We start from the raw sequence: 19,564 nt of genomic DNA on the forward strand, positions 1-19,564 counted from the left end.
GAATTTGGGACGGCGCGGAGTGGATGACCAAGTACCCCGAACCGGTGATGTATCCGACTTACGCGACCGGTAATGGCGGCGCACTGGCCGCGGAGTACCGCACATACAAGCTTCCGGCCGATACCCGGCTCGGTGATTTCGTCGTGTCCATCTGCGCGGCCCGTAGCGCCATGCCGGAGCTGCTCAACCCTGCCGGGAGCCTTACGGCCACCAAGCAGCTCGCCTCGGGTTCCTGGCTGTCCTGCGTCATGTGGAGGTATGACGGGGAATGGGGTCTTCACAACGGAGATTCGGTCAGGTGGAGGATTCCTGGCGGCGGCGATTCCACGGTGGCGAATTACGTCTACCGAAGCGCCGACGCCTTGCACATCCCCATCACCCCATTCCACGAGATCAGGGAGTACAAGGACGCCTACGAGGTTCCCCTCAACTCCCCTGCGGGCAACACATCGCTTTTCGTCGTGCTGACCGAAGCCAAGAACCTCACGAACATCAAGTTCCCCGAAGGCGTGATCTCCCGCAAGAAGATCGACGGAGCGTTCGGAGAGCATCAGATTCTCTTCCACGCCGGCGACACCCCCGGATCAGGCTCCGAATCCTTCGGCAAGGTCCTCTTCGATACGACTGTTCCCGCAGCCGCAGTCATCACGATCAAAATACCTGGCGCAGATGACGGTAAGCCAGTCTGGATTCTCGGCGACTCTACGGCGTCTGTTCTCGGCACCACAACCTATCTTCAGTGAGGTGACATATGGCTAAGCCGAACCTGACTGATTGGTCAGTACGCGAGATTCCGACGCCAGCACTCATGGAGGAACGGGTGTCGGGGCCGCAGAAGTACTTCGCAAAGATGCCCTACCTGTCGTGCCGTGGCGTGACTGCGAACATGGCAGGCACCCGGCCGGGTCAGCGGCTCACTCCGGGAGCAACCCTGGAAGTTCAGTTCGATGCCGAACGGGCTCGCCTCTCTGGATTCTCCACCTCGGATTACAAGAGCTTCACCATTCCCGAGGACGGCATTTACCACGTCCATTTCCAGGCAAGCGTGTGGGGCAAGAGCACCCGTGACGTCGGCGACAACGTGAACGCCTACCTCACCCTGGCCGGCAGCGGAGCCAACGGGAACATCGCCGCAGTCACACAGCAATACGTTCGCTCCGGCTGGTACCAGACAGTTCAAGTGAGCGTTACGGAGTTCTTCCTCAAGGGCCAGACGATTCAGCCGACCGTCTATCTCGATAGCGGGGCGAGCGGAGATTGGTGTGTGGCCGACGGAGAAGTGGACACTGGCTTCTACGCATTTATGATCTCCCCGAACACGGGGGGCTGGCTTGAACGGTCTCCGGGGCCGGCCCCAGACCTGAGCAAGTGGACGGACGGCCAATTCGTCTCCGTGCAGACGATGAACGAACAGACCGTCGGACAGCTCAAGGCGAAGTGGAACCCGCCCAGGATCACTTGCCGCAATACCTCATTCAACATGCAAGGTAACCCGCCCGACAAGAATGCAATCTCGTGGCAGTACATGTACGCCAACGACCAGTTCGAGAAGATCACCATCGGCCCCGGATGGGGTTCCAACACCGGCTTCACGATTCCGCATGACGGAATTTACCTGGTGTCCGTAATTGGCAACGCCAAGATGATGACACCACCTGTGGAGAACGCGCAGTTCGCCTTCCAGATCGGAATCTACAGAAACCTCAGCGACCAGCCGTACATCCTCTTGCAGAGCGGAAATGCTCGAAAAGACCACGAGTCAGGGCTACTCATTAGTGATGTCGCCCGCTTCTCCAAGGGCGATAAGGTGAACATTCGATTCTTCGGCTACACCTCCACTAGTAGGTGGGAGTCCGGACGCTCCGACGGGCGCTGGTGGACTATGGCTTTCACTCACCTGGGACGGGGGACCTATGACACTTAGCTATCCGCAGTGGGGACCTCGCCAGAAGGTGTCCGCTGCCGAATTGAACATCGCATCCGACAACTATAAGACCTTGGTGGACCCGCCGCATATGAGGGCCACCGGAATATCCACGATCACCGATGTGACCTCTGAGACGGTTCTCAAGTGGGACGCGTTGGACACGGCCGGCGGCTTCACCACCAGGGACATGAAGAACTTCATCGTCCCTGTTGAAGGTATTTATTGGATCGCCTGTACGGCCACCATGCACACCCCTTCCACCATGACCGGATATAACACAGCCGGCCTGAGCTTGGCATCAGGCTGGACATACAACGGCATCGATGGCCTGAACGGTGACGTTAAATACATCAAGGGCATGGTGGGGTCAAAGATCAATAAGGGGTATCACAGCACTTCAACCTCGGGCTTGATGTTCCTCAAGAAGGACTACAGCATTTGGGCTTCCGTTCAGGGCGTCGGAGGAGCTTGGCGCAAGGCGGATACCGGCAACCCCGCCACATCGCTTTCGTACCTGTCTGCGGTCCTCCTCTACCCAGACGCCGGACAGTTGTGAGGGCCGCCTGTGAACAACACGACCCTGATACTCGACATATTCGGGCTCGTAGGCATCGCGGCCACCATCGTTGGCGGATTCGTTGTCGCGCGAGCAGCGAAAGAGGCCAAGACTGCCGAGGTGTGGAAGTCTGAGGCCGAAGCACAGAAAGCACGCGGCGACCGGCTTCAGGATGACCTAACTGAGATCAAAGACCGGTTGCAGCGGATCGAAGAGGAGAACAAGCGCCTCGTTCAGATCCTCACCACTATCGACCCCGAGCGGCTATCGCTGCTGCGTCATCGTGAATGAACTAACTAACCACTATCGGTTAGTTCACGCAGGGGCCGTCCAGGCGGGCGGCCCCTTTGTCATGCCCGAAAGGGGGCAACATGAGTCAGGTTTCCAAGGTCCTTTCCATAGCCAAGGGCGAGGTCGGTTACAAGGCGGAGCGCGCTCCGGGCGAGCGCCCGAGCGGCCACCAGAAGTACTCCGGCCAGGTTCCCGGCCTGGAATGGTCGAACTACCAGCCGTGGTGTGCAACGTGGGTCTCCTGGGTCGCCATGAAGGCCGGCGCCGCCGATCTCTTTCCGCGTACCGCAAGCGTGTGGACCGCAATGCAGTGGTTCAAGCAGCGGTCCCAGTGGAGCGAGTTCCCCGCCATCGGGGCTCAGGTCATCTATGGCACCTCGGGCAGCACGCACACCGGCATCTGCTACGCCTACGACGAGACCTACCTCTACACCTACGAAGGCAACACGAGCCTCACCAACGATGCCAACGGAAACGGCGTCATGGCCCGTAAGCGTCTCCGCCGCGACTCCTACGTACACGGTTACGGCCTGCCGGCCTACGCCGAGGGGATCATCACCGCGGACCCGTCGAAGAAGGGCCGACCGGGCTTCACGTTCGCGGCCACCGCTTCGGCGCCGGCCAGCGGCTCGGGCAGCTCCTCAAGCACGAGCAAGTACAAGATCAAGAACGGGCAGACGCTCGGCGGCATCGCGGCCGTGCTCGGTGTCTCCCTGGCGGCGCTCCTGGCAGCCAACCCCGGCATCAAGAATCCGGACGTGGTCCAGCCGGGGCAGGAGATCAACATCCCTGCGAAGCCCAACCCTCCGGCCGAGCCGGAGAAGCCGAAGCCGCCTGTCGACAAGCCTGAGCCGAAGCCTTCAACGCCCCAGACCAGCGGGAGCACCTACACGGTCGCGGAGGGCGACTCGCTCTCCACGATCGCCAACCGCTTCGGGGTCGGCCTGGACCAGCTCATGAGCTGGAATCCCGGCCTGGCCGCCAACCCTCACCTGATCTACCCAGGCCAGACGGTGAAGGTCCGCAGCGGCAAGCACGCGGCCACACCGACCCGCCTGAAGGAGCCGAAGCCCCGTGAGCAGTCCCACTCCTCGAAGGCCATCTCGAAGCCTGTTGCGCCTGCGGTTCAAAAGCCCTCTCAGGATGACCGTCTGGCCCGCATCGAAAAGGAGCTGCGAAAGGTCAAGGGCACGCTCGATGAGGTCTCCGGGAAGCTCGACAAGCTGACTCCGCAGCCCGATCGGCAGCCGACCGAGAAGCCCTCCGAGAAGCCGAGGCCCGAGCCTGCGAAGCCTGGCGTGCCGGTGCCGGTGCCGGCCACGCCTGAGGTCTCGAAGCCCACACAGATCCCCGTCGTCCCCCAGCTCGTCATTCCGACCCCGGAGGTCACTCATGCTCCGTAAGCACGTCGTGCGCCTACTCGGCGCCCTGGCCGCGCTGACACCCTGGCTGGTTGCGCAGTTCCCGGGAATCCCCTGGGAGGCCCTGATCCCGTTCTCTCTGGCCCTCCTCGGCGGTGCCGAGGTCGCACAGCGGGTGGAGGACCAGAAGACCAATGCGGCGCTCTCCGAGCCCTCTCCTGACGAGACCGCTTCGGCAGCACACCTCCGTCTCGCCCTGTACGAGATGGAACACGCTTCCAAGGGTGGGACCTCGGAGGAGTAGCCGAGAATGCCCGTGAATGAATGAACCAACCAAGCGACAATGGTTGGTACAAAGTGAGTACAAAAAAGAGCCGGGGCCCCACGTGGGGCCCCGGCCTTTCGTGTATCCGCTACTCCTTGCAGTTCCTCGTAGTCTCTCCAGGACCACAGTATTATCTGTCAGCCTTGAGCCTCGCTCCTACCCGCTTCAATGGTCAGCGTGAACTTGTCGCCGGTCTCCCGGTCGAGCAGGCTCGCCCGCCAGGCGCCGGTACCGCTCCCGAAGGCATCCACCTGAAACTTGCCGCTCTCGTTGATCAGCTCCGTCAACCGGCAACCGCACTCCCGCGTTCGAGCGCCCTCCAGGTCAGGACTCGGCAGCCACCGATCTCCGTCCTTCACCAGCAGTCCCGCCTCGACCAAGCGGTCCAGGGCCCACCCGGCACGTCTCGGGGTAGCCCGGTTCCCCTCTGGATATGGGGACGGTCCAGGGAACACGCCCAGGGCGTCAATCGCGCGTCGGATGGTCCAGTCACCGCCTTGGGAAACCACGGCAGCACGCAGCCGAGCAAACGGGGTGATTTCTTCGGTCATGTCAACGATTCTTTCAAACGGGGTGAGCTGGTTCGGAGCCCAACATCAGCCCTCCTCCGTCTTGTCCATCTCGATCCAAAGGCCGGGGGCCCAGCGTCGCGCCAGGTCCCCATACCGCCCCTGCACGATGCGGTTGGGCCGTCTCTGTGGCATCTGGCTCGGGCTCACAGCAGCTCAGCCAGGGGGTTCGTGGACGGGTCTTCCCTCTGCGCGGCGAGAGATGCCTTCAACGTCCCCTCCTCCTTTTCCTTAACCGTCTTCTTGGCCGGGGCCTTCTTCACGGCCGGCCGCTTCCGCGGCGCCGGCCGCTCCGTCTGCGGGGGGACGACAGCGAGCTTTGGTCGCTCCTCGGGCTGCTCCTGGTGCCCGCGATCGCCCTGGACCTGGCCACTGCTGGCAGGGTCAACGAACCGGATCACGAATGAGGGGGCGCCGCCCTTCGCTCCCGATCCCTTCCGCTCCATCACCACGTCCGGCATCTTCTCGATGGCGGCCGTCAGCGAGTCAGCGTTGCCTCGGGTGCCGAGCGACCGGAGGATGAGCGTGCGGGTTGCCTCTCCACCGAAGCGCTGAAGCGACTCCCGGACGATCTGCTCCACCGACTTCATCTGTCGGCCCGTCCCGGCCTGAGCCTCGTTGATCAGCTTCTCCGTGCACGCCATGCTGTACTCGATCATGGCGTGCGCGGCCTTCCAGGCCCGGAGCGGAATCACGGTCTTCCGCTCGGCAGCGGTCAGCAGGCACGCGATACGAAGAAGGTTCTCGTCCCCACGCTCGATGAAGCACGAGACGGCCTCCGGCAGCGACGCACACCGGTCATCGAACTCCAGACGGTACGCGTCGTGCATCTTCGCCGCCTCCGGCGACAGCTCCATTTCCCGGACCTTCTCACGCGCCCACCGGTACGCCCTGGTGAGCGCCGGCGTCTCCTTCACCGCGTCGAGAGGTCGCTTCACTTCCGAGGGCAGGTTCTTGGACTTCTCCACGATGAAGTGCGGGATGCGGTTGAAGGCGCCACCCAACGCGACTTCGGGCTTCACCAGCGGTGCCCAGCGGCCCGGCTGGATGTGCGCGTGGTAGCCAAGCAACGGGCGCTCGATCCGCTGCTCCTCGCGCTTCCCACCCTTGCCCTTGGTGGTGTTGACGACGGGCACGCCGTCCCAGGCGTTGATGAGCTGATCGTGGTAGGTGGCATCGCGATTGGCCCGCTTGAGGACGGAAGCCCATTCGTCTTCCGCGATCATCACCCGACTGTCCCGACCGTCCTCGGACGTCAAGGACTCCTGCTCGACCTCGAAGAGGGTCGTCACGAGTGCAGGCCCGCTGGAGATACCCTTCCGGCTCCGGGTAGAGAGGAACGCCCCGATGCTCGGGTCCACGATGGCTCGCGCCGTGGCGAGCGCGAACCCCTTCCGTCCGATCTTGGATCGCCCCACCAAGGCCGACCAGAACACGGTGGGCCTTCCGTTGGGCTGGAGGACCTGACCGTTCACTGCGGCCGACCACAGGGACAGGGTGGCCGCGTACACCCCGATCGGGTCCGCTTCGGTGTGAGGCATGGCCGCCGCGACCGCCTTACCCAGGGGACCGTACTGCATCTCCTTGAACGTGCTGCTCACTCGTACGTCTCCTTTCAGGCCGCGACAGCGGCAGGGGTGGCCTCAAACAGGTCAGCGAAGTAAACCCTGAAACGGTCCGCGTGCTCCTGGCACAGGTCGTAGCTGACCGACCCTATCGTCAGCTCCTCAACTCCCGCGCAGTTTTGGCCCTTTACCGCACAGGCATCACACGTGACTTGCTCGATCATCTTCCTTGCCATCTTGATCCCTCTCTCCGATGAGCCATGAAGAGGGGCCGCCGTAGCGGCCCCTCAACAGAGCTGATCGGTTATGCGTCCCGCTTCTTGCACCGCACGGCGTAGGCGTACCGACCGAAGGCGGTGATCTCGTCATTGGCGTCGATGAACTCGAAGTTGCGGAGTCGTCCGCCAGAGGTGCCGAGGCCCTTGATCTTCCCGTCCTTGCCGGTCGGCAGATCGCCCGAGAGCTGGCCCAGCACCGTGAGGTTGAAGTCAGTCAGGCAGTGGACCCGCTCAAGGAGCGTCATGTCCTCGATGCGGGCCGTGCGCTCGCACCCCGAGCCCTCGCGCTTGCCCCAGTTCTTCTCACGCCCACCGGGGACGGGAAGCGCCCGGTAGTGCTTGGCGGCCTCCTCTTCGCTCTCGATGACGTCGGCATGCGAAATCGCGACAGGAGCGACCGGAGGGACCAGAGCGGCCTTGCCCATGGCTTGCCGGTAGGCAGTCTGGATGTTCTCGGGGATGCGGCCATGGCCGCTGACCTCGTAACCGTTGTCCCGTGCCCAGGCCCTCACTGCCCGCGCGTCCAGGGCGTCACGGTTCTTGGCAGGCTTCCCGCTGGCCTCGCCCTGGGCCCTCCGGCCGGCCTGCATGTACGGGGACAAGATCTTGCGAAGCTCCTGCTCGTTCTCTCCCGTCAGGTCGATCTCGAACGAGGCCCCGTCAAGTCCGAACGAAACCGTCTGGATGATGCCGGGTTCGGCGCTCTCCGTGCCGTCGAGGTCGTCAACGTGAACAACGAGAACCTTGGTAGCCATGACTGGTTGCCCTTCTCTGTGGGTGGGTTGGTGTGACCGACCGGCCATGGAAAAGGCCCCGACCGATGTCGGGGCCTCACCAAAGCTGCTCGGATGTCAGCCGTACTGCTCCTCGTACATGACAGTCTCAGCCGCGTGCAGTCGCGCCAAGACCTGACTGACCAGGTTGGCGGGGAAGTCCAAGTAGCTGTGTTCCTCTTCCGCTCCGCACGTGAAGTGGGTGGGCGTGTCGTTTCCGGCAATCGTGAAGTGCGCGGCGCCCTCCTCGTCCGTCCAGATGTCCAGCCACAGCGGCACAGTCATTTCGAGAAAGCTCTCGCAGCCATCGACGGGGCAGGGGTATCGGGTCAGGTTCTCGCTCATCTGGCGGGGGGCCTTTCGTATCGTAATGATCTGCACTTCATCCGCCCGTTCCACCGTGCCCGTGTAGGCAATGGCGATCATCGGGGGAAAGTCTTCCAGTGGATTCCGACCTTCTTCGAGAATCCAAGACCGGGATATCGGGGTGTCCTCACCCTGCAGGCGGAACTCAACATGCCAGCGCTCGGTGCCGTCCATCACTGCTCCCCCGAGCCGATGATCGGGGCAGCCGCCCGCAGGGGCTCGACCAGGGCCACGTTTTCGTCGGCTGTGCTCACAGACCCACCTCGTACGGTTGGGCCGCGAAGAACTTCATGTGCAGTGCCTTGACCTCCTTCCGCCTTTCCTGCCGCTCCGGTCGGTTAAGGGTGCCGGGCAGCACCGCAACCGCGCGGTCGATCAGCAGGTGTGGCGAGCGTTTCCGGATGTGGACGGCGCATCGCTCGCACGCGGTCCACGCGTCCGCGAATACATGCGTGACGGGCCCGTCGAACATCAGGATGGCTTTGGCCGTCTCGAAAGCAGTCGAGGGGTAGTCTGCGGAGCAGAAGTCACAGATCCCCCGGAGTCGGCCGGGGTCCTTGGGTACCGGCACGGGATCGTGGTCCCACTCCTTGCCGACCCAATTCGGGTGCCCGTAGGTGACCGTGCCCAGTGCGAACGACTTGAACGGTTCGAGAGGCGTACAGCAGGTATCGCACATCTTCGGCTTGAACATCACATCACCGCCCGAGCATCTGCGATGACCTCATGCCTGGTGCTGACGTACGCCTCAGCAGCTCGTTGCACGAGAGCGGCCGTCACTGTCGGCTTGTCGTGGAAGCGCGAGCGGCTAACGTGCTCTCCGATTGCATCAAACAGGTGGGTTATCGCTCGCATTCGAGTCCGCACGTTGTCGTGGTGGGCGGCATCCTCCGCCGCATCCAGTACGGAGCCTTCAAGCTCCATGTAGTCCTTCATGCGGCTCACTTGCTAGCCCCTTTGCTCCACTCGTTGAACTGCTGCTGCACCAGGCCCATGACTCGGTTCATGGTCGGTTCGTCACGCCAGAACTGAACTCGGCTCGCCCGGCCGATCCAGTACAGTTCGCGGGCGGTCAGGACAAACGACCCGTCAGGGTCCGCCGTCTCAAGTACCTTCCACGCGACCCAAAGGCCGACTTCCGCCTCTTCCGTGACACAGACTCGGCGAGCGGCTGCAACCGCGTTGTAGAGGCTTTCTCGTGCTCCGTCATCGAGCTTGAATCTGATGCCTTCAGAACCGGTCATCATGCGTTCCTTTCAATCGGGCCTAGGTGGTTCCTAGAGGCTCGACAACAGGGGCTCACATCCCAACTTGAGCCCCTGAAGTCCAACCGCTAAGCGTCAGCAGCTAGCGTGGAGGAAATGCCACGTTCCCCTGCCCTCGTAGAGCGCGACTTCGCCGTTAAGGAGTCGGTCCTGAGCCTCGCTCATTGCGATGGCCCGCATGTGGTCGCGATACTTCTTCGGCAGACCCTCCCAGTAGTCGTCTTCCTTTTCCAGGATGTAAGCGGCGTAGGCGTTCTCCTCCGGGCCTATTTCTTCCTCAACCGTTCCAATGAAGTGGTCTTCACACGTCTCGTACAGATCTTCCGCGCTCACCTCCATTCCGTGGAAGTGCGCGACCACCACAGCAGGGAAGTCATCGAGCGCAAGCGCGATCAAGTGGAGATCATCGATCTCCTCGTACTCTCCGAGCTTGATGCCGCCAAAGTCGTCGTAGTCATGGATGGCGTACTCTTCCGCGCCAGGTATCGGGGACGCGGCCAACATGAGCTGGATTTCACGGCGAATCGAATCCGGGTCCTGCGTGGCGTCAATCCATTCGCCGTGACGTATGCCTAGGTTGTAGGACGCGAGGCACGCAGCATAGATCTGGCGCATGAGGCTAGCTCCTGAGCTTCCGAATGTCTTTGAGAGGGATCACGTGAATGTCGTGCGAGCGGTCAATCGGCTTATTGTCGTAGCCACCTTGAATGACTGCGTGCGTGATGTTGTCGCGCTTCATCTTGGGTACGCCGTAGATGACGCCCCGGATCGTTCCCGAAAGCCCGTTCCCGTACATCGAGCGGAACTCGACGCGCAGACCGATTTCGACGGCGGCCGGGCTCACCACCCCGCCCACCAAGCCCGGACCTCTTCCGGGTCCTCGTCGTAGCACTCCTGGATCACTTCGTCCAAGGTGTAGTGCGGGTTATCCAGAAGGGTCATGACCGCGTTGACGACCATGTTCATAAGGTCGGTATCCCGCTCACTCTTGGCGAGTTCATCGGCCACCAGGTCCACACCGCTATTGACCGCTTTGGATATGTCCTCACGGGTCCACACGTAGACCTGCTCGTGAACGTCACCGGCCAGCCCCGCCGCGTACTCGCCCACGTTGATCACGTCGGAACCGATCGCGCGGGCGATCTCTTGAGCCATCGTCATTGGGGTTACTCTCCGTCTCGAACGAGAGGGGCGTGTCCGTGCATGACCGCGACGCGGGAGAGATAGAAAGCGACCTCTTCCCCGAACAGCTCGTCCGCTTTGTCGTCGGCTTGATCGAAAGCGTCAGAAGCATTGGACGCCCACAGATGAAATACAACTGGTTCGTCTTGACCAAAAGCACGTACGTTGTCCGCGCCTGACTCCCACCAGTCGGACACCCAGTCCATGACGACCGTGTAAGGCCGGTCACACCCCCGGCCGGCCTGAGCCTGGGCCTGGAACTCCCTCAGGAGCGACCGGAGGAGTTCGCGGTGATCCGGGCCGGTGCCCTTTAGGAGCCACTGACACTCATGCAACTTGATCCGCTGGATAGCGTCGCGGAGGACTTTGGAGGCAACGGATTCGTCTACCAGCTCCGGGCAGACATGCCGCTCGTTTTCCCGCATCACTTACCACCCACCTTTCGTGTCAACCCTCATCGATTCTGAGAGTCCATAGACAGGCTCACATCCCAACTTGTGAGCCTGCCTAAAGCCACTCAGCCCTTAATCGACCGTACTCGCATCGTGTGGTAGGGGTCGTTCAGCTCCCAATCCCCGTGCGCATCGCAGTAAGCCGAAGGCAGCCAACGGCGGTCGCCGTACCGCTCCATATCGATCCAGCGTGTTGCCGCTTCATCACAACCCATTTTGTAGCAGCCGATACGGCCATCCGGGAGCGCCGCCCCCGTGTGCTGAGCCCCGCTCTTATTCGTCTGCTTTCCCATGGTTAGTTCCCCTCTCCTGCGGACGGCCAAACCGTCCCGACCTTGAATGACGCGCCGCTCGGTGCGACGATCCGGACGTGTCCGCACAGCGCCCCAGGGGAGCGGTTCACGCGCCACTGTGCGGCCCTCTTGGCTTCTTCGAAGGTCCAGTACGTCATCCCATATCTCAACACCTGGAAGACCCCTTCAGAGTTCTCCATGTTTACCGTGATCACGTACCTAGAGTCAGGGTTATCCACTGCCCTGACAGCCTCGATCATCTGCCTCACTTCATCATCGGAATACCCGTATCCAGAACGCTCATTGTTGTGGCTCACGATGATGTCTCGGATTGCATGGTGCGCCATGTGGTCCATGTCAGGCCCCCATCTTTGTGCCGTGCGGCCAGCGGATCGGGTAACAAGTCAAACAACCGCGCTGGATCTCCCGAAGATCAGATGCGGTCGGGTACAGACTCATATGCCGAAGGCTGTTTACATATTCCGGGATGCACTCGCAGTCGCCCTCCTGCTCATGCTCCGCACAGTCGTAACAGACCCGATCGCTCGGGGGGTATCCATCCATCTTGAGCCACGCAGAACAGTCCATGCATTGGCTGTATCCGAGTGAGGCCATCGCGCCTTCCGCATCCCAGCTTGAACAGTTCCGGCAATGAGGAACCTCCGGCATTACCCGGATCAAATCATCGGCCTCTACTCCTTCAGGTAGATCGTAGAGAGAATCAATCATGGCGCAAGCGTTGTCCCATTGCAGATCAGACAGCCGCTCGTCATCCAAGACCGCATAATCCGCGAGATGGCACGCGATGCTGTCAGCTACCGAGTGCCCTGCCGGGTTGGATGCGTCCCACACAATCCAGCCGTTCACCTCGTGGGTCTCCACGCCAGCAGCCTTGAATGCCGCGCGTGTCGCTTCCGCATTGACCCGGACTGGGTTCTCTTGACAGTCGCAGTTGTAGTAGCCGAACGGGCGGTAGTCCTCCAAGGGTTCGCCGGTACCGTCATCAACAATGCCGAACCCGGCCCAGCACATCCCCCGCGCGTCTTCAGCCATTTCGTCAAGGCTGTACCCATATTCCAACTGACGCTTTGCGCAGTCTCTCGCGAAGTCATTGAACTTCACGTCGAGGATCACAGTCATGATCTTCCCTTTGCTTGTCGCTCCGCCTGCTGCTAGAGCGCCATGCCCATGCCCCCGTGGATCACATCCCAACTTGAGGGCATGAGTAAAGCACGCTACCGCCGGGCTACGTCGGCAATCACTTCGATTCCTTGGGACGCGATCCGGCCTGCTGGCACAGATTTCCCGCGCCGTCCTCGATCATCTTTGCCCCATCCTCGTACGTAACCTCTCGACAGAGGCCGTCAAGAAACCCGTCATTGAAGGCGGCCACCGGGTCCACCTTGACGTGTCGCGCGCCCCCATAGAGGTATCCCCCTAGGAACGCGATCCCACTGAAGATGACTGCCGCAATGACTAGCAACAGACGGGTTACCCCATGCATCCCGTATGCCTCTCTCTGCTGGTATCAGAACCCTTTCTGATACTCACCCCCACACACCCACTCTCAGACGCTTAAAGACGCACCTTGGGTCGTTGCTCGCGGCTTTGCCCCTGTGCGCTGGACACGTCATATTGATTGGGTGTGTGAGAGTCAATCTCAGATGGTCACGGGGGTAGCTTCCCCGCTAGCTCAAATGTCTGACCTATCCATTTCGGGCCGGTCATTTCCCGCTATCAGCTCACGTAACGCGCCGCTCATCGCAGGATTCACCCCGCTCCGGTACGCGCTCGCTCCAGGGTTATTCGCTTCACCCTGTGTGGCGTATGTGATGTCCCTAGTCGGTATCCCTGTAAGCCCTGTACGGGCTCTTGCACAGAGACCTAGCACTAGTTCCTAGGTGGGTTTGGGATCGGCTCTCCGTAGAGCCTTTCCGTTCGCTGTACGCATCCCCGGTTACTGATCCCCCTTTCCGCATCCTCACTTAGTGAGGGGTACTCGGGGCGCTTCCCTGCGGGGCGTCCTTGCGATGACCTAAAGATGTCACATCCCAACTTGCCGCGCAACGTCATGGACACATCAATGCACATCAGCAACACAACACCATCCCTTTTGTTTCAATGGAGACGCGCGCGATTGCATGAGATGCGAAACATAGTCAATACGCATCGAAGTTGCATGGGTCACATCCCAACCACGAAAATAGCCCGATGCTGCATACATCCCACCATTACGCAAGGGTCTTTCGTCTATTAATAATGTGGCGCTAGTCACGCACTCATGGGGCTGTTCAGGCCCTACATGTGTCCCACGTCACGCCCGTGGGGCGCTACACCCGTCAGCCGGTACCCACGAATGAGGCGGATGTCACAGCCCAACCTGACGGCGGACCGAGCGCACGGAAATGCAAGCTTCGGAATAGGTATGTCGTTACACTGCGTCCCCGTCTCATTACATCCGGAATAAGGTTAGTTCATTCACCTTGAAAGATATTCAGCGCTAATCGCAATGCCATGGCGGATGCCTGGATTCATGCATGCCTAATGCATGCATGAAATAACCCTAATACAATGCATGACACATATACGGGGGTAATGCCTGTGCATTCATTCAAAGGACCCACCAGGGGTGCCTTCCTTCGGTCATGTACGGGTATGAACGAACCACTCCGTCTCGCCGATGTGCACCATCAGCCGGCCGCGGCTAATCCTGCGGCTCCTCCTTCGGGGTCCTTGAGGGCCCAAACGCCCTCGCAGGGGTGATCCGGGTCACTCTTTGCCGATTCTTCGTCCCCTACTTCTCCAGGTGACACCGACATTAATAGTGAGGGGGGTTATATCCCCCGAACGTTCTCCCTAGGTCCGGCGTCGCCGGCCAGCTCCAGGTCTTCAGGCCGAGCCACCCTCCTCGAAGGGGGTGGAGGCATGAACCTTGACGTGAGAATGAATGAACCAACCCTGGTACATACGTAGATACAAAAAGGTCCCTCGCCACCGATACTGGCGAGGGACCCACAGCAGGGCGCTATCAGTTGTCGAACGTTGGGGTTGTGCTATCACGTGCGCTGGATACAGTCTTGATCATCACGGGACGGCTGGGGGCTGATCCTGGGTCGCTCAAAGGGGTGAAGGTGGGCTGCTTCGGCGGGGGCAGGGGACGCGTGGACTCCCCGAGCTGGGCCATGACGGCGTCGCGTATGTGTGCTGGGGCGTCAAGCAGCATCTCGGCGAGGGCCCTGGTCGTTTCCACTGGTGTCCAGCCTCCGAACGGTCGTCACGTGGTAGCGTCCTTAGGCTACGACGCGATGAGCACGGCGGCCGAGGAGTCCAAGGACGCGCAGCGCCACATGCCCAAGGCGATCGTGTACTCGCTCGCCATCTCGATGGTGCTCTATGTGCTGGCCTGTCTGGTGCTGACCGGCATGCAGCACTACTCCGAGATCGACAAGGAGAGCGGCTTCTCGACGGCGTTCAAGTCGGTGGGGATGTCCGGCATCGCGGATGTGATCGCGGTGGGCGCGATCATCGGCATTCTGACGGTGATGTTCACCTTCATGCTGGGGGTGACCCGGGTGTGGTTCGCCATGAGCCGCGACGGGCTGCTGCCGCACTGGTTCGCCAAGACGCATCCGACGCGCCATGTGCCGACGCGGGTGACCTGGATCGTCGGAGTGGCGTCGGCGCTCATCGCCGGCTTTGTGAAGATCGGGGAGGCGGCGGAGCTCACCAACATCGGCATTCTGCTCGCCTTCGCGGTGGTCTGCGTCTCGGTGATCGCCCTGCGCTACCGACGGCCGGAGCTGCACCGGGAGTTCCGCTGCCCGTGGATGCCGTTCGTGCCGGCGGTGGGCGTCGCGGCCTCGATCTGGCTGATCACCTATCTCGCCTGGCAGACCTGGGTGCGGTTCGCGATCTGGTTCGCGATCGGCCTGGTCGTCTACTTCGCCTACTCCTACCGCAGGTCGGAACTGGCCAAGGCGGAGCGGGCGGCGAGCACGGGCGGGGGCGAGGGACGCCACCGTAAGGGCTGAAGCGCGGCCGTACGGGGCGGGCGTACGAGCCCGGGGCGCGGCCGTACGGGCTCGGGCGTACGAGCCGGGGTGCCGCGCCGTGTCGAGGGCGCGGCACCCGGTCGCGTCGGGGCGGGCCGACGAGGGCCCGGCCGTCGGAGGACGGTCAGGCGGAGTGGTTCTGCGTGGCCCAGAACTCGTCGAAGGACATCTTGCCGTCACCGTCGCCGTCGGCCTTGTTGATGATGGCCTGCGCGACGGTCTCGGTCACGAAGGGGTCGCCGAGCTGCGCCATCACGCTCTTGTACTCGGCCGCGCTGATGAGGCCGTCCTTGTCGAGGTCGTACCGGTCGAACGCCGTCCTGGCCGCCTGGATGTCCGCCACGTGAACTGCCCCTTCGATGCGTGTGGTGCGGGTGTTGCGTGTAGAGCGCAAGCTGCGCACACATTAGCCGATCAATTCGGGCGGCCGTCCTACAGCCGGGTCCAGGTGAAGGCGACCTTGTCGCCCGCCTTCAGCTTGAACTGGCAGCCGCCCACCTCGGTCGGGGTGCCGTTCACGGAGATGTTCCAGTACGCGGAGGAGTTCTGGGTGTCCCCGGCGATGCGGGTGACGAGGTAGTCGTCGAACGAGGCGTACCAGACGCCGTCCCAGGTGAAGCCGTTCTTCCTGGCGGCGTCGTCGAGCGCCGCGGTCGGGGTGGCGCCGGGGGTCGGGTCGGCGTCGCCGTTGGTGCCGTCGCAGGTGTGGGTGCCACCGGAGGCGGTGGTGACCGCGTGCCCGGTGGTCTGGACGCTGCCGTTGAAGACGGTGCCGGTGGCGCCGGTGACGGTCAGCTGCACGGAGATCGGTGCCGCGGCCGCCGGGGCGGCCTGCGCGGTGGCCGCGGGGGCGGCGGCCGCGAGGACCAGCCCGAGGGCGGCGGCGAGCACGGCGGCGCGGCGGGGCAGGGTGCGGAGCATCAGGTGCTGTCCTTTCGAGGCGTGTACGAGCTGTCGAGCGGCGAAGCAGGAAGAGGCGCGGGGGGCTGGGGGCTGGGGGGTCAGCGGGTGCGCCGGCGCAGCCGTGCCACGGCCACGGCGCCACCGCCGGCCAGCAGCAGGGCCAGGGAGACCGCGGCCAGCGGCAGGGCCGAGGCGCCGGTGGCCGCGAGGGCCGGGCCGCCCGCGCCCCGCCCGGCGGAACCGGCGGAACCGGACGAACCGGAGGAGGAGAGGGAACCGGAGGAGTACGTGGCGCCCTGGGAGCCGGTGGAGGTGGTGCCGCCGGAGGCGCCGGCCGTGGCCGGGGAACCGCCGGAGCCGGTGCCGGCCGTGCCCGAGGCACCGGCCGCGGTGGTGCCGCCCGTGCCCGGGGTGCCCGCCGTGCCCGCGGTCGTGCCCGTACCGGCGCTGCCCGTGCCGCCGCCGGTGCCCGTACCGCCCGCGCCCGTCGTACCGCCGGTGCCACCACCCGTACCGGTGCCGCCGGTTCCACCGGTGCCGCCGGTCGTGCCGTCGCCGGTTCCGCAGACGATGGGCAGCAGCTCGGGCCGGGAGCCGGCGGCCTTGATGCCGCCCAGCGCCTGGCCGGCGAGGGCGGGGATGACCTGGGCGGTGGCGCGCAGCGTGGAGACGTTGACGACCGGCTTGGTGTAGCCGACCGCGCCCCGGTCCTCCTGCTTGGCCGCGCAGCCGAGTTGGAGCGTGAGCAACCAGTTCACGCCCTTCGCCGCCTCGGCCTTGCGGCCGCCGGCGGTGAGCGCCTGGACGGCGAGGGCGGTGCTGTTGGCGTTGCCCGCGCCGCCGGCGGACACCCCGAAGCTGCCGTCCTGGTTCTGCGTCCCGGCCAGCCAGTCCAGGGCGAGGGCCGCCTCGGCCCCGCGGCCGGCCGCGTACAGCGCCTGGACGGCCATCCCCGTGCTGTCGGCGTCGGCCGTGCAGTCCTCGGGCTTCTGCGGGGGGTCCAGCCGGATGGGGAAGCCCCCGCTCGCGCAGCGGGTCCCGGCCAGGAAGTCGACGGCCTTGGGCGGCACGGCCGCCGCGCGGGCGAGGGCCAGCACGGCGAGGGACTGGTCGAACTGGTTGGACGGGGGCGCCTTGGGGCCGGTGCCGGTGAACCGGCCGTTCTCCTGGAGCCGGTCGAGCAGCAGCCGAACCAGGTTCCGGCCGCCGAACCGGGCGGGGTCGCGGTCCTGGATGCCGGCCACCAGCGCCAGCTTGGCGGTGGCGCCGGGCTTGACGGTGTCCTTGTCGCCGTCGGTGATGTAGGCGCCGGCGTGCTCGGCGAGCCAGTCGGTCGCCCGGTTGGCCGTGGTGCCGCCGGTGCGGGTGGCGGCGAGGCCCATCACGATGTCGGCGGTCAGGCCGTAGTCGTCCCGCTTGGCGTGGACGCCGTCGACGAGTTGGGACGCGGCCCAGGTGGCGGCGGCCTCGGCGGGCGACAGCTGCCATACCGGCGGCGCGGCCGGGGCGGCCGGCGCCGGGCCGACGTCGCCGGCGTGGGCGGTGCCCGGCGCCAGCAGGGCCGTGGCGAGCAGCGCCCCGGTCAGTGCGGTGGCCGCGCCGTGGCGCGGTCTCGGAATGGGTGGCATCGGAGGGTCTCCTGTGCGTAAGTCAGCCGCGCTGGGCGGCGGTGAAGGTGACGGGGGCTTCGAAGGCGGCCCGCCGGGAGGCGCGGCGCAGCGCGGCCAGCACGGCCGGTCCGACGAGCGCGATCGCGACGAGGTTGGTGAGGGCCCGGCCGGTGTCCCAGCCGAAGGTGGAGGTGGCCAGGGAGTGGAGGAGGAAGGTGTGGAGGTTCTCCAGGACGGGCGCGCCCGGCACATAGGACAGCTGGGTGCCGGTGCCGGCGGAGAACGGCCAGAACCACATGTTCATCAGAAGGCCGAACGCGTACGCGCTGAGCACCCCGTAGCAGGCCAGCATGGCGAGCTCGGCCCGGCCGGACACCCGCCGGGGCAGCAGTCCGGCGCCCAGCCCGATCCACGCGGAGGAGATCATCTGGAACGGCAGCCAGGGGCCCACGCCCGCGGTGAGGAGGGCGGAGGCGAACAGCGAGATGGCGCCGAGGGCGAAGCCGAAGCCGGGGCCGAACACCCGCCCGGCGAGGATCAGCAGGAAGAACACCGTCTCGATGCCGGCGGTGCCGGCGCCCAGCGGGCGCAGCCCGGCGTTGACCGCCGAGAGCACCCCGAGCAGCGCCAGGGCCTTGGTGTCGATGCCGCCGGAGGACATCTCGGCCAGGACGACGGCGAGGATCACGGGCATGGCCACCACGAAGACCAGGGGCGCGTCGGCCGCGTGGGCCGTTCCGCCGGGCGCGGGGGCGACGAACAGCGGCCAGAGGAACATGGCGAGGCCGGCGGCGCTCGCGACGGCGAGCACCAGGGCGGTGCGGGGGCCGATCCGCAGGGCGGTCGCCCGGTGCGGGGTGCGGGGCGCCGGTTTTTCGGGTTCTTCGGGTCCTCCGGGCAGCGGAGGGGACACGGGCGCCGTGGTCACGCGGTCGCCTCCTGGGGTCGTGCCGCCGGGGCCTGCCCGGCCCGCTCGGCGTCCGGCGTCCGGCCCTCCGCGGCCTTCGCGGCCTCCAGCGCCCGGCCGACCTGGTCGGGGGTGAGCCACGGCTGCGGCGCCAGCACCTTGGCGACCTGGGGGGCGAAGGCCGGGGAGGCCACGACCACCTCGGCCGTGGGTCCGTCGGCGACGATCTCCCCCTCGGCCATGACCAGCACCCGGTCCGCCGCCCCCGCCACGAACTCCACGTCGTGGGTGGCCACCACCACGGCCCGCCCCTCGGCGGCGAGCCGCCGTACGGTCTCGGTGAAGCGCTGCTTGGCGTGGTAGTCCAGGCCGCGCGTGGGCTCGTCGAGCAGCACCACGCCCGGGGCGGCGGCCAGTTGCACGGCGAGGACGAGGGCGAGCTTCTGGCCCTCGGACAGGTCCCGGGGGTGGCGGTCGCCGGGGATGCCCGGGGCGAGGGAGTCGAGCAGCGCGCGGCACGCCCCCGGCCGGGCGCCGGACTCGCGGTCGCCCTGGGCGCACTCGGCGTCGACGGTCTCCAGGTAGAGCAGGTCGCTCGCGGTCTGCGGCACCAGGCCGACCAGGGCGCGCGCCCCGGCCGCCGAGGCCCGGCCCGGGTCCCGCCCGGCGACGTCGACGGTGCCCGAGCGGCGCGGCCCGGAGCCCTGGAGCGCCCAGAGCAGCGAGGACTTGCCGGAGCCGTTGCGGCCCATGAGGGCCACCACCTCGCCGCGCCGCAGTTCCAGCCCGACCTCGCGGACGGCGATGGTGGCGCCGTACCCGACCACGACCCGGTGGGCGCGCAGGGCGGGTTGGGCCTCGGCCCCCGGGGACGCGGCGGATCGTGGGG

At 64.8% G+C, this 19,564-nt stretch carries 25 protein-coding genes and 1 pseudogene; 8 read left to right on the top strand and 18 right to left on the bottom strand.

Translation table 11 applies throughout. From position 1 onward, the window contains the following. Positions 1–23 precede the first annotated feature (23 nt). From ACSNOD_RS00795 to ACSNOD_RS00820, 6 genes are all read left to right on the top strand, one after another. On the top strand, positions 24–743 hold the full coding sequence (locus ACSNOD_RS00795; protein ID WP_436764712.1) for a hypothetical protein: 720 nt from the start codon (positions 24–26) through the stop codon (positions 741–743). An 8-nt stretch (positions 744–751) separates the two neighbouring features. Then, entirely contained in the window at positions 752–1,924 is a 1,173-nt protein-coding gene (locus ACSNOD_RS00800; RefSeq protein WP_436764713.1) for a hypothetical protein, read from the top strand. A 43-nt stretch (positions 1,925–1,967) separates the two neighbouring features. Next, entirely contained in the window at positions 1,968–2,483 is a 516-nt protein-coding gene (locus ACSNOD_RS00805) for a hypothetical protein (protein WP_436764714.1), read from the top strand. A 9-nt stretch (positions 2,484–2,492) separates the two neighbouring features. Then, positions 2,493–2,774, top strand: a complete 282-nt coding sequence (locus ACSNOD_RS00810) for a hypothetical protein (RefSeq protein WP_436764715.1) — start codon at positions 2,493–2,495, stop codon at positions 2,772–2,774. Between the two features lie 80 nt (positions 2,775–2,854). After that, entirely contained in the window at positions 2,855–4,177 is a 1,323-nt protein-coding gene (locus ACSNOD_RS00815; RefSeq protein WP_436764716.1) for a LysM peptidoglycan-binding domain-containing protein, read from the top strand. Next, on the top strand, positions 4,167–4,439 hold the full coding sequence (locus ACSNOD_RS00820) for a hypothetical protein (RefSeq protein WP_436764717.1): 273 nt from the start codon (positions 4,167–4,169) through the stop codon (positions 4,437–4,439). Before ACSNOD_RS00815 ends, ACSNOD_RS00820 begins: the two co-directional genes overlap by 11 nt. Positions 4,440–4,597: 158 nt before the next feature. Here the strand turns inward: ACSNOD_RS00820 and ACSNOD_RS00825 are convergent, their stop codons facing one another. The 10 genes from ACSNOD_RS00825 to ACSNOD_RS00870 form a co-directional block, all read right to left on the bottom strand. After that, on the bottom strand, positions 4,598–4,747 hold the full coding sequence (locus tag ACSNOD_RS00825; RefSeq protein WP_436764718.1) for a hypothetical protein: 150 nt from the start codon (positions 4,745–4,747) through the stop codon (positions 4,598–4,600). 428 nt (positions 4,748–5,175) lie between these two features. Continuing rightward, positions 5,176–6,630, bottom strand: coding sequence for a DUF3987 domain-containing protein (locus ACSNOD_RS00830; protein WP_436764719.1), 1,455 nt, complete (start codon positions 6,628–6,630; stop codon positions 5,176–5,178). A gap of 268 nt (positions 6,631–6,898) precedes the next feature. Beyond that, on the bottom strand, positions 6,899–7,627 hold the full coding sequence (locus ACSNOD_RS00835) for a histone-like nucleoid-structuring protein Lsr2 (RefSeq protein WP_436764720.1): 729 nt from the start codon (positions 7,625–7,627) through the stop codon (positions 6,899–6,901). 96 nt (positions 7,628–7,723) lie between these two features. Continuing rightward, positions 7,724–8,185, bottom strand: coding sequence for a hypothetical protein (locus ACSNOD_RS00840; protein ID WP_436764721.1), 462 nt, complete (start codon positions 8,183–8,185; stop codon positions 7,724–7,726). Positions 8,186–8,261: 76 nt separating this feature from the next. Next, the gene (locus ACSNOD_RS00845; protein WP_436764722.1) at positions 8,262–8,705 is read right to left on the bottom strand and encodes a hypothetical protein; all 444 of its coding nucleotides are present in this window, start codon (positions 8,703–8,705) and stop codon (positions 8,262–8,264) included. Further along, positions 8,705–8,947, bottom strand: coding sequence for a hypothetical protein (locus ACSNOD_RS00850; RefSeq protein WP_436764723.1), 243 nt, complete (start codon positions 8,945–8,947; stop codon positions 8,705–8,707). The genes ACSNOD_RS00845 and ACSNOD_RS00850 overlap by 1 nt, the downstream gene beginning before the upstream one ends. Positions 8,948–8,952: 5 nt before the next feature. After that, complete coding sequence (locus ACSNOD_RS00855; protein ID WP_436764724.1) at positions 8,953–9,255, bottom strand: hypothetical protein; 303 nt, start codon at positions 9,253–9,255, stop codon at positions 8,953–8,955. Positions 9,256–9,351: 96 nt separating this feature from the next. Then, a complete protein-coding gene (locus ACSNOD_RS00860; protein ID WP_436764725.1) occupies positions 9,352–9,891 on the bottom strand; it encodes an antirestriction protein ArdA in 540 nt (179 codons plus the stop codon). A 4-nt stretch (positions 9,892–9,895) separates the two neighbouring features. Then, positions 9,896–10,132 (bottom strand): hypothetical protein, encoded by a 237-nt coding sequence (locus tag ACSNOD_RS00865; RefSeq protein WP_436764726.1) that lies wholly within the window; start codon positions 10,130–10,132, stop codon positions 9,896–9,898. Beyond that, positions 10,117–10,437, bottom strand: coding sequence for a hypothetical protein (locus ACSNOD_RS00870; protein ID WP_436764727.1), 321 nt, complete (start codon positions 10,435–10,437; stop codon positions 10,117–10,119). Before ACSNOD_RS00870 ends, ACSNOD_RS00865 begins: the two co-directional genes overlap by 16 nt. A gap of 32 nt (positions 10,438–10,469) precedes the next feature. On the opposite strand from ACSNOD_RS00870, the gene ACSNOD_RS00875 reads away from it, so the two are divergent. Then, positions 10,470–10,637 (top strand): hypothetical protein, encoded by a 168-nt coding sequence (locus tag ACSNOD_RS00875; RefSeq protein WP_436764728.1) that lies wholly within the window; start codon positions 10,470–10,472, stop codon positions 10,635–10,637. Positions 10,638–11,205: 568 nt separating this feature from the next. On the opposite strand, the gene ACSNOD_RS00880 is transcribed toward ACSNOD_RS00875, so the two are convergent. The 3 genes from ACSNOD_RS00880 to ACSNOD_RS00890 form a co-directional block, all read right to left on the bottom strand. Further along, positions 11,206–11,520: a hypothetical protein gene (locus ACSNOD_RS00880; RefSeq protein WP_436764729.1), complete on the bottom strand. Its 315-nt coding sequence runs from the start codon at positions 11,518–11,520 to the stop codon at positions 11,206–11,208. Between the two features lie 40 nt (positions 11,521–11,560). After that, positions 11,561–12,343 (bottom strand): hypothetical protein, encoded by a 783-nt coding sequence (locus ACSNOD_RS00885; protein WP_436764730.1) that lies wholly within the window; start codon positions 12,341–12,343, stop codon positions 11,561–11,563. Positions 12,344–12,461: 118 nt separating this feature from the next. Next, on the bottom strand, positions 12,462–12,596 hold the full coding sequence (locus ACSNOD_RS00890) for a hypothetical protein (protein WP_436764731.1): 135 nt from the start codon (positions 12,594–12,596) through the stop codon (positions 12,462–12,464). Between the two features lie 1,891 nt (positions 12,597–14,487). Here ACSNOD_RS00890 and ACSNOD_RS00895 point away from each other — a divergent pair. Then, a pseudogene (locus ACSNOD_RS00895) lies at positions 14,488–15,234 on the top strand (APC family permease); the annotation flags it as partial. A gap of 145 nt (positions 15,235–15,379) precedes the next feature. On the opposite strand, the gene ACSNOD_RS00900 reads toward ACSNOD_RS00895, so the two are convergent. The 5 genes from ACSNOD_RS00900 to ACSNOD_RS00920 all read right to left on the bottom strand — a co-directional run. Then, positions 15,380–15,598, bottom strand: coding sequence for an EF-hand domain-containing protein (locus ACSNOD_RS00900; protein ID WP_436764732.1), 219 nt, complete (start codon positions 15,596–15,598; stop codon positions 15,380–15,382). Between the two features lie 89 nt (positions 15,599–15,687). Next, complete coding sequence (locus ACSNOD_RS00905) at positions 15,688–16,176, bottom strand: DUF4430 domain-containing protein (protein WP_436764733.1); 489 nt, start codon at positions 16,174–16,176, stop codon at positions 15,688–15,690. Positions 16,177–16,256: 80 nt separating this feature from the next. Further along, positions 16,257–17,786 (bottom strand): prenyltransferase/squalene oxidase repeat-containing protein, encoded by a 1,530-nt coding sequence (locus ACSNOD_RS00910; protein WP_436764734.1) that lies wholly within the window; start codon positions 17,784–17,786, stop codon positions 16,257–16,259. 22 nt (positions 17,787–17,808) lie between these two features. Next, positions 17,809–18,669, bottom strand: coding sequence for an ECF transporter S component (locus ACSNOD_RS00915; RefSeq protein ID WP_436764739.1), 861 nt, complete (start codon positions 18,667–18,669; stop codon positions 17,809–17,811). 23 nt (positions 18,670–18,692) lie between these two features. Further along, positions 18,693–19,564: ATP-binding cassette domain-containing protein (locus tag ACSNOD_RS00920; RefSeq protein WP_436764735.1), on the bottom strand; the 872-nt coding region annotated here is incomplete at its 5' end.

The sequence above is a fragment of the Streptomyces sp. URMC 123 genome (assembly GCF_051386515.1).
Lineage (GTDB): Bacteria > Actinomycetota > Actinomycetes > Streptomycetales > Streptomycetaceae > Streptomyces.